General features: G+C 65.9%; 7 protein-coding genes. 4 read left to right on the forward strand and 3 right to left on the reverse strand.

Translation table 11 applies throughout. From position 1 onward, the window contains the following. The first annotated feature begins 47 nt into the window (after window positions 1–47). Window positions 48–1,835: a sensor domain-containing phosphodiesterase gene (locus OC373_RS18085; protein WP_261998232.1), complete on the forward strand. Its 1,788-nt coding sequence runs from the start codon at window positions 48–50 to the stop codon at window positions 1,833–1,835. Here OC373_RS18085 and OC373_RS18090 read toward each other — a convergent pair. Next, window positions 1,825–2,499: a ChrR family anti-sigma-E factor gene (locus OC373_RS18090; protein WP_070425182.1), complete on the reverse strand. Its 675-nt coding sequence runs from the start codon at window positions 2,497–2,499 to the stop codon at window positions 1,825–1,827. The genes OC373_RS18085 and OC373_RS18090 overlap by 11 nt on opposite strands. After that, window positions 2,496–3,122 carry a sigma-70 family RNA polymerase sigma factor gene (locus OC373_RS18095; RefSeq protein ID WP_070425183.1) on the reverse strand — a complete coding sequence of 209 codons (627 nt, stop codon included), beginning with the start codon at window positions 3,120–3,122 and terminating at the stop codon, window positions 2,496–2,498. Before OC373_RS18095 ends, OC373_RS18090 begins: the two co-directional genes overlap by 4 nt. A 149-nt stretch (window positions 3,123–3,271) precedes the next feature. Here OC373_RS18095 and OC373_RS18100 point away from each other — a divergent pair, with 149 nt between their 5' ends. The 3 genes from OC373_RS18100 to OC373_RS18110 are packed head-to-tail and all read left to right on the forward strand — an operon-like array spanning window position 3,272 to window position 6,030. Continuing rightward, entirely contained in the window at window positions 3,272–4,411 is a 1,140-nt protein-coding gene (locus tag OC373_RS18100) for an SPFH domain-containing protein (RefSeq protein WP_261998233.1), read from the forward strand. A gap of 21 nt (window positions 4,412–4,432) precedes the next feature. Continuing rightward, on the forward strand, window positions 4,433–5,785 hold the full coding sequence (locus tag OC373_RS18105; protein ID WP_261998234.1) for a TFIIB-type zinc ribbon-containing protein: 1,353 nt from the start codon (window positions 4,433–4,435) through the stop codon (window positions 5,783–5,785). Next, window positions 5,782–6,030 carry a hypothetical protein gene (locus tag OC373_RS18110; protein ID WP_019183681.1) on the forward strand — a complete coding sequence of 83 codons (249 nt, stop codon included), beginning with the start codon at window positions 5,782–5,784 and terminating at the stop codon, window positions 6,028–6,030. Before OC373_RS18105 ends, OC373_RS18110 begins: the two co-directional genes overlap by 4 nt. Before the next feature lie 30 nt (window positions 6,031–6,060). On the opposite strand, the gene OC373_RS18115 is transcribed toward OC373_RS18110, so the two are convergent. Next, on the reverse strand, window positions 6,061–9,116 hold a 3,056-nt coding region (locus OC373_RS18115), incomplete at its 5' end, for an efflux RND transporter permease subunit (protein ID WP_261998235.1).

Genomic DNA, 9,116 nt, shown 5'->3' on the forward strand with positions numbered 1-9,116 from the left:
CCACTTTTCCGGCTTCGGCCGTGGCCTCCACCCCCAGTCGAATCACGATGAGCCCCCCCACCTCACAACGCGACGAACGCAGCGCGGTCCTCAGTGCCATGCAGGTCGACGGTCTGGCGTCCCTGCCTGCACTGGACAGGCTCACCGCGCTGGCCGGTTACACCTTCGATGCCCCGGTGGCATTCGTCTCGATCCTCGGGGATGTGAAGCAGCGCTTCCTTTCCCGGATCGGCCTGCCCATGGCGCAGACCGACATCCGCGCCTCGATCTGCGCCCACGCCGTCACCGCCGATGGCGTGCTGGTGGTTCCGGATCTCCGCCAGGACCCCCGCTTCCGCGACAACCCGCTGGTCACCGACAGCCCGCATCTGCGCTTCTACGCGGGCGCACCGCTGGCGGCAAAGAACGGGGTCGCCATCGGTGCCCTGTGCGTCATGGACACACGCCCGCGCACGTTCAACGAGGGTGATCAGGATCAGCTGGCCACCCTGGCCGAGCTGGTCGTCGCGCAGCTGGAGCTGCGTGCGATGTCCGGTCGGCTGGACCCGGTCAGCGGCCTGCCGAGCCGGCACCAGCTGCATGCGGATCTGCCCGGCATCCTGGCGCGTTGCACTGAAGGAACGGCCTACGCCGTCGCGGTGGACATCCTCGACATTCCACGCGCCAACCAGGTGGGCCAGGTGCTGGGCCTGCGTCCGCTGGAGGCCTTGATCCGGCGCGCCGGCGTCCGCCTGCGTGCCGCGCTGGAGGGCGTGGCCACGGTTTACCACGTGGGGGTGACGCGGTTTGCCTTCGTGGTCGAGATGCCGGCCGCAGCCCAGGTGGAGGCACTGATCCTGGAATTGAGAACGCGCATGCTGCGCCCGCTGATGGCCGCGGCAGTGCCGATGTCGCCACGCTTCCATGCCGGCATCTGCGCCGTCGAACCGGGCGAAGAAGACAGCCACGACCTGCTGCGGCGGCTGCTGGTGAGCATGCACGGTGCGTTCGACGCACGGCGGCCGTTCTGCTGGTACTCCGAACAGCGCGACGAAAAGATGCACCGCGCCTACCGCCTGGCCTCCGATGCCGAACGCGGGCTGCAGGCCGGCGATTTCCACCTGGATTACCAGCCCCGCTTCACCCTGGACGGCCGGCGCCCGGTCTCGGCCGAGGCCCTGATCCGCTGGACCCACCCCACCCTGGGGTCGATCAGCCCGGCCGAGTTCATTCCGGTCTTCGAGCGGACCGCCCTGATGGATGAGGTGACCAACTGGGTGCTCGACACCGCGCTCGATCAGGTCCAGGCGTGGCGCGCCCAAGGGCTGGATATTCCGGTCTCGATCAACCTCTCCAGCAGTTATCTGTCCAACGCCTCGGCATGGCAAGACATCCGCAGCAAACTCGAGCACAGGGCGCTGCCGTTCTCGATGATCGAACTGGAGATCACCGAGGGCGAATGGCTGCGCCCGGGCTCCCCGGCCATCGGCCATATCGCAGCGATGGCGCAGGCCGGCATCACTGTGGCGATCGACGACTTCGGCAGCGGCTACAGCAATTTCAGCTATCTGTCCGACCTTCCCATCCACACCGTGAAGCTGGACAAATCGTTGATCGATGGCATCGCCATCAATCCCCGGGCGCGCGCCAAGGTCTCGGCCATCCATCATCTGGCGCATGAGCTGGGCTACCTCACCGTGGCCGAGGGAGTCGAGCATCAGGCGCAGGTGGAGGTGCTGGCTGCGATGGGGGTCGATGAAGTCCAGGGCTACCTGCTTGCCCGGCCGATGTCCCCGGCCTTGGTGATGCAGGTGTTCGAAGCCGCCGCGATCACGGCCTGCCCGGTCAGAGTTTGAACACCTGCTGCAGCTTCCGCGCGAACCATCCGCTGAAGACCAGGGGCGCATCCAGCGCTGAAACGCAGATGCACGCCACCCCGGGGGTGGTCACCGGCTGATGCTCGACCTGGCTGTCGAGATCGGCCACATCGCCGGGGGCGAAATGCCCCAGTGAATCATCATAGGCACCGCGAAGGATCTGGGTCAGCTCGCTGCTGCCGTGGCTGTGCATGGGCAGGCATTTGCCCGGGGCGATCTTCAGCATGATCAACGACGGGTGCGCCGCTGCGCGGATGCAGTGGACACCCGGCGCCATCCACCGCCATTTCAGCGAGCGGTAGGACGTTCCGAAATGCGGTGCCAGCGCCGCCGGCAGTTGATCCGGGTCGTGCCCAGGCGCGACGCGCACCGCTGCCTGGCCACGCATGCCATCCTCCACTGGCGCGGCATCCAGGCGTGTCAGCATGGTCTGCCGAAGCGCGGCCTGGCGATCCTCCGCGCCGGGCGGCGGCAATTGCTGCTCCAGCAGCAGTCCCCCGACCCGTTCGGCCGCGCGCAGTTGTTCCCGGCAGTAGGCGCAGGCTTCCAGGTGCGCCGCGGCGACCACCGACATTTCCGGCGCCAGGGTTCCGGTGGCAAAGCCCAGGACGGTGGTCGGATCCAGGTGATGACGAGGATTCATCGCGACTCTCCCATCAGCGACTGCAATTGCAGAAACGCACGCCGGATATGGGATTTCACGGTGCCCAGTGGCATATGCAGCTCGGTGGCGATCTCGGCGTGGGTCTTGGCTTCGAAATAGGACATCCGGATCAAACGGGCCTGCGTTGCGGAGAGTTCGTCCAGCCGCTGCTTGAGCCTGACGTGCTCGGTATGGCGTTCGGCCAGCGAGCCGCCCCCGTCGGCCTCTTCGGCGGCCTGCTCGACCACCTCGTGGGCATGCACCCAGATATGTTCCCGGCGCACGCGGTCGATATGCATGTTGCGCGCGACCCGGTACAACCACGTGCCCAGGCTGCTGCGCGCCGGATCGTACAGGTCGGCACGGTTCCACAGTTTGAGCAGCACTTCCTGGGCAAGATCCTCGGCCACGCCATCGGCCGCCCCCAACCCGCCCAGGTAGCGGCACAGACGCGGCATGAAGTGGTCGTAGATGCGCAGGAAGCACTCGCGGTCGCGCGAGCCGGCCACCGCCGCCATTTCCGGCGCCCAGGTCTTGATCTCCGTCGTGGATTGAGCGGGAGCGGCAATCATCCGGGCGGCCTCGAAGGGCGTCATCCTGGCAACAGGCGGGTCAGCCTCCATGGTAGGCCACTTCCGGGGGATCGGCGACTTCGGGTTCATGGCGCTTGTACGAGCAAAGCGGCGTTCTGGATGCAGGTGCGTTGGCTGCTGATATAGTCGGCCGAGCATGGCGGGCACGGTGCCCGGCCACGAATCACAGGGAGTTGGTCATGGGTCTTCGTCAGGCGGTGGCAGGTGCAGTGGGTGGTGTTCTGGCCGACCAGTGGAAGGACTTCTACACCGTGCCGACGGGCCTGCCCTCCACGGCAGCGCTGTTCGCGGCGGTCCCGCGCGGCACCAATGCCGGGCGCGGCTCCAACGCCAGCGCCTCCTCCAACATCATCACCAACGGCTCCAGGATCGTCGTGCCCGAAGGCTACGGCCTGCTGCTGTTCCAGGATGGCGCGATCACCGGCTTCGTCGCCGAGCCGGGTGGCTATGAATGGCGCTCGGACGATACCAACTCGCAGTCGATCTTCGCCGGCGACGGCTTCGTCAGCCCGCTGATCAAGCAGAGCTGGGAACGCTTCAAGTTCGGCGGCCAGCCCGGGTCGCAGCAGGCGGCATTCTTCGTCTCGCTGAAAGAGCTGCCGGACAACCGCTTCGGCACGCAGTCCGAAATCTACTGGGACGATGGTTTCCTGGGCACGCAGGTCGGCGCGGTCACGCGCGGCTCGTACACGCTGAAAATCGTCGATCCGATCCTGTTCGTGAAGAACTTCGTGCCGGCCAGCTACCTGCAGCCGGGCCAGGTGTTCGATTTCACCGATCTGGACAACGCCGCCGCCAGCCAGCTGTTCAACGAAGTGGTGGGCTCGCTGGCCCCGGCCTTCAGCCTGTATACGAACGACCCGGGCAAGGGCAACCGGATCACCAAGCTGCAGCAGGACTCGCTGGGCTTCGCGCAGAGCCTGTCCGCCGCCGTCGAGCAGGGCTACCAGTGGAAGTCCGATCGCGGCCTGGCCATCGTCAAGACCGCCATCGTCTCGATCGAGTACGACGCCAACACGCGTGAACTGCTCAAGACCGTGCAGCGCGCCGATGCGCTGGCCGGCTCGCGCGGCAACTCCAACCTGCAGGCCAGCGTGGCCCAGGGCATCCAGTCGGCGGGCGAGAACGGCGGTGCCGCCGGCCTGGTCGGCGTCGGCATGGCCTCGGGCATGCTCGGGGTTGGCGGGATGCAGCAGCCGGTCGCCCCGGCCGCGGACGACCCGGTCGCCAAGCTGAAGAAGGCCAAGGAGATGCTGGATCTCGGCCTGATCACCCAGGACGACTACGACAAGCTCAAGGCCAAGGCGCTGGGGCTGTAAGACACCGAGCGCACCGACACCATGTCCGACCCAAAGATGCCACCGCCGATCCCGGCGGGTCCGCCACCGTTGCCGCCCTCGCCCTCGCCCGCGGCGCCGGTCACCGGCCCAGGCTCGCCCCGGGAGGTGCCGCCGGTGCCGGGCAGTTTCCCGATCGACCCGGCCACCCTGCCCCAGCCCATCCGCGATGAAGTGCTGGCGCCCGATCCGGCCGCGCTGAACACCTCTGCGGCCGAGCTCAAGGACGGCGTCAACCGCTGCCCGAACTGCGGCTCCAGCGATGTGCGGCTCAAGCTCGGCACCGATGTACTGGTCTGCCAGTTCTGCCGTCACGAATGGCACGGCGACCGGGTCGAGGAAGCGTTCGGGTTCGGCGAAGGGATCGGCGAGCTTCGCGGTACCGTGGTCGCGTCCGGCGCGCGCGACATCGACACTGGCACCGCCAGCCTGATGAGCTTCAAGTGCACCGGCTGCGGGGCGGAAGTCACCATCAACACCGAAAGCACCATGACCGCACGCTGCCACTGGTGCCGCCACGTGTTCGGGGTCAACGAACAGATCGCCAACGGCGCGGTGCCCGATGCGGTGCTGCCGTTCCGCATCAGCAAGGACGACGCGGTCGCGCGGATCCGGCAGTTCGTGGACAAGCGGCGCCTGTTCGCGCTGAAAGCCTTCAAGGACCAGTTCACGCCGGAAAACGTCACCGGCGTCTACCTGCCCTACATGATCGTGGACAGCAACGTCAGTGCCAGCGTCTCGGGCAAGGGTGAAATCCAGACGCGGCAGTACACGCGCGGCACCGAAAAGAACAAGCAGACCTACTACGACGCCGACGTGTACCAGGTGGACCGCCAGGTCGATTTCACCGTGGACGACCTGACCCTGGAGTCCTCCGCCGAACGCGGCAATCTGGACATCCAGAGCAATACCAACAACATCATCAACGCGATCCTGCCGTTCGATACCAAGAACGCGCTGAAGTGGAACGCCTCCTACCTGGCCGGTTTCACTTCGGAGAAGCGCAACCTCGATGTCGAGACGCTGCGCCCGCGGCTGGAAGACCAGCTGCTGTCGATCGCCCGCGCGCAGGTGGAAGGCTCGGTGCGCCGCTACGATCGGGGCGTACGCTGGGAACGTGAACGCGTGGACGTGCATGGCACCCGCTGGGTGTCGATGTACCTGCCGGTGTGGCTGTACTCCTACCACCAACCCGGCCGCAATGGCGGCATGCTGCACTACATCGCGGTGAACGGCCGCACCGGTGAAACCATGGGCAGCGTGCCGGTGCAGCAGTGGAAGCTGCTGCTGGCCGCGCTCACCACCGGCACCATCATCGAAGCCCTCGTGCTTTTCTTCCTGGTAGCTGCCTCATGAGCGATGACAGTGGTCTCTGGCTGCTTGCCGCCGGCCCCGCCGGTGCAACGGCGTTGTACTGGGCGCTGTACCGGTACTACCGCAACACCGACAAATCCCACGCGTTCGAGCGCGACACCGCGATCGACGCCAAGCCCGTCACCGGTTCAGACCGCAAGGTCGATACGGTGACGGGCACGCAGGAACGGCGCATCCGCGGTGACAATGTGGCGGCGTACCGAACGCGGGTGCAGCGCGATGGATGACACCTCCATCGGCATTGACTGCCGATGGCATCAAAGCGTTCGGTTGAACCCCCGCTGCACGATGACGAAGAACAGCGGGACGAAGAACACACCCAGCAGCGTGCCCACGACCATGCCGCCGAGTACGCCAGTCCCGATCGCCCGCTGAGCGCCGGAACCGGCACCCGACGCGAGCGCCAGCGGCAGCACGCCCAGGCCAAAGGCCAGCGAGGTCATGATGATCGGGCGCAGACGGTCGCGCACGGCATGCATCGTCGCTTCGATCAGGCCGGCGCCCTTCTCCAGGTTTTCCTTGGCGAACTCCACGATCAGGATCGCGTTCTTGCTGGTCAAGCCCACTGTGGTCAGCATCGCCACCTGGAAGTAGATATCGCGCTCCATGCCGCGGAAGGTGTTGGCCAACACCGCGCCGAGGATGCCCAGCGGCGCCACCAGCAGCACCGCGGTCGGCACGCTCCAGCTTTCATACAGCGCGGCCAGGCACAGGAACACGATCAGCAGTGACAGCGTGTACAGCAGCGGGGTCTGCAACGTCGCACCGTTTTCCTGGAGTGCCGTGCCGGTCCATTCGATGCCGAAGCCCGGCGGCAGCTGCTGGGCAAGACGTTCGATTTCGGCGATCGCGCGGCCTGAGCCTGTCCCTGGGGCCGCTGCCCCGAGGATTTCCCGGGCGGGCATCCCGTTGATGCGCTCCAATCTCGGTGAAGAATGCCTCCACTCGATCGAAGCAAACGCGCTGAACGGCACCATCTCACCCGCCGCATTCCTCACCGACCAGAGTGCGAAGTCATCCGGGCTCGTCCTGAACGATGCATCGGCTTGAAGGTAGACGCGCTTGAGCCGACCGCGGTCGTTGAAGTCGTCTATATAACGGCTCCCCCAGGCGGTGGCCAGGGTGCTGTTGACCTCATCGATCGACAGTCCCAGCGCCGCAACCCGTTCGGCATCCACATTCACCTGCAGCGAAGGCATGTCGCTCAGCCCATTGGCGCGCATGCCAGCAAGGATCGGACTGGCCTCCGCCAGTGCCAGCAGCCTGTCCTGCGCCTCCAACAGCGCGGGATGGCCCTGGCCAATGCCATCCCGCAGGAAGAAGCTGAATCCTGCGGCCGTTCCCAACGCCGGGATGGCGGCAGGCGTCAGCACGTGGAAGGTGGCCCCCGGGTATGAGGCAAGCGCGGACCTGGCGCGCTCCGCCACCTTGTCCGCCTCGTCATCACCCCCTCTCGTGGACCAGTCCTTCAAGCGTATGAAGGCCTGCCCGTTGTTCTGCCCCATGCCCGAGTAGCTGAAGCCGACCACGGTGAGAAGGGCATCGACCACCGGATCATCCTCCAGGAAGTGCTTTTCCACCGCTTTCAACGCTGCCTCGGTATGGGCAAGTGTCGAACCGGCCGGGCCCTGTACGAGTACCACCAGCGTTCCCTGGTCTTCGGTCGGCAGAAAAGAAGAGGGAAGCCGCATGAACAGCACGATCATCGCGCTGGACAACAGTGCGAACAACGCCATGCTCCGCCACGGACGCGCCAACAGACCGGCGACCCCGCGCTGATAGGTGGCGCTGGTGCGTTCAAAACCCGTGTTGAACCTGCCAAAGGCCCGGGCCAGCGCGCCTGACGGTGGTGACTGATGCCCGCCGGTCCTGACCGGCTTGAGCAGGGTTGCGCAGAGCGCTGGGGTGATCACGACCGCGACCAGCACCGACAGCGCCATGGCTGAGACGATCGTGGCCGAGAACTGGCGGTAGATGACGCCGGTGGCCCCGCTCATGAAGGCCATCGGCACGAACACCGCCGACAGCACCAGGCCGATGCCGACCAGCGCACCGGTGATCTGGCCCATGGACCTGCGCGTGGCCTCCAGCGGAGAAAGTCCTTCCTCGGCCATGATCCGCTCGACATTCTCCACCACCACGATCGCATCATCGACCAGCAGGCCGATCGCCAGCACCATCGCGAACATGGTCAGCATGTTCACCGAGAAGCCCAGCGCGGACAGGATGCCGAACGTGCCCAGCAGCACCACCGGCACCGCGATCGTCGGGATCAGGGTCGCGCGGAAGTTCTGCAGGAACAGGTAGATCACCAGGAACACCAGCACGATCGCCTCCAGCAGCGTGGAGATGACACTGCGGATGGAGGCCTTGACGAAGGGCACGGAGTCATACGGCACCACGACGCGCAGCCCGGCGGGCATGTCCGGGGCCATGCTTTCCAATGCCTTGTCTACCGCCTCGCGCGTGCGCAGTGCGTTGGCCCCCGGTGCCAGGTAGATCCCGATGGCGGCAGCGGGCCGTGCATTGAGTCGGTTGCTGAAATCGTAACTTTCCGCGCCGAGTTCAACGCGGGCCACATCACCGAGCCGCAACTGGCTTCCATCCGGATTCCCCCTCAGGATGATCGCCCGGAACTGCGCAGCACTGGACAAACGCGATCCCGCATCGACGAATGCCGTCATCGCCTGCGCCTCGAAGCCGGGCGCGCCGCTCATCTCGCCCAGCGCAATCTGCGCGTTCTGCGCGCGAATGGCTTGCGCTATCTCATCGACCGTCAAACGATAGGCGTGAAGGCGAGCAGGATCCAGCCAGATGCGCATCGCATACTTGCCGCCATACTCACGTACAAAGCCAACGCCCTCCACTCGGCTGATCACATCCACCACGGACGAGCCCACGTAATCGGCCACATCGGCGGCCTCCATGCTGCCATCTTCAGACACGAAGCCCAGAATCTGCAGCACGTCCGCACCGGACTTTGAGACGTTGACACCGCGCCGCTGCACCTGCTCGGGCAGCGAGGGCATCGCGCGCTGTACGCGATTCTGTACGTGTGGCTGGATCGTCTCCAGGTCCGTGCCCGGCTCGAAGACGATGCTGATGGTGGCGTAACCCCCGTAGGAGTAACTCTGTGAAGAAAAGTACAGCATCCCGTCCAGGCCGGTGAGGTGCTGCTCGATGACCTTGGTGACCGTTTCCTCGATGACCGTGGCTGACGCCCCCGGGTAGATCGCCGTGATCGTCAGCGTGGGCGGCGCCACTTCCGGGTACATCGACACCGGCAGCTTGAGCACCGCCAGGCCACCGGCGA

Source organism: Stenotrophomonas sp. Ste96 (assembly GCF_024519495.1).
In the GTDB taxonomy this organism is placed as follows: domain Bacteria; phylum Pseudomonadota; class Gammaproteobacteria; order Xanthomonadales; family Xanthomonadaceae; genus Stenotrophomonas; species Stenotrophomonas bentonitica_A.

Excerpts from the sequence above, each read along its gene's own strand:
- OC373_RS18100 (WP_261998233.1), top strand. The coding sequence starts at position 3,272 with ATGGGTCTTCGTCAGGCGGTGGCAGGTGCAGTGGGTGGTGTTCTGGCC.
- OC373_RS18090 (WP_070425182.1), bottom strand. The coding sequence starts at position 2,499 with ATGAATCCTCGTCATCACCTGGATCCGACCACCGTCCTGGGCTTTGCC.
- OC373_RS18085 (WP_261998232.1), top strand. The coding sequence starts at position 48 with ATGAGCCCCCCCACCTCACAACGCGACGAACGCAGCGCGGTCCTCAGT.
- OC373_RS18105 (WP_261998234.1), top strand. The coding sequence starts at position 4,433 with ATGTCCGACCCAAAGATGCCACCGCCGATCCCGGCGGGTCCGCCACCG.
- OC373_RS18095 (WP_070425183.1), bottom strand. The coding sequence starts at position 3,122 with ATGGAGGCTGACCCGCCTGTTGCCAGGATGACGCCCTTCGAGGCCGCC.
- OC373_RS18110 (WP_019183681.1), top strand. The coding sequence starts at position 5,782 with ATGAGCGATGACAGTGGTCTCTGGCTGCTTGCCGCCGGCCCCGCCGGT.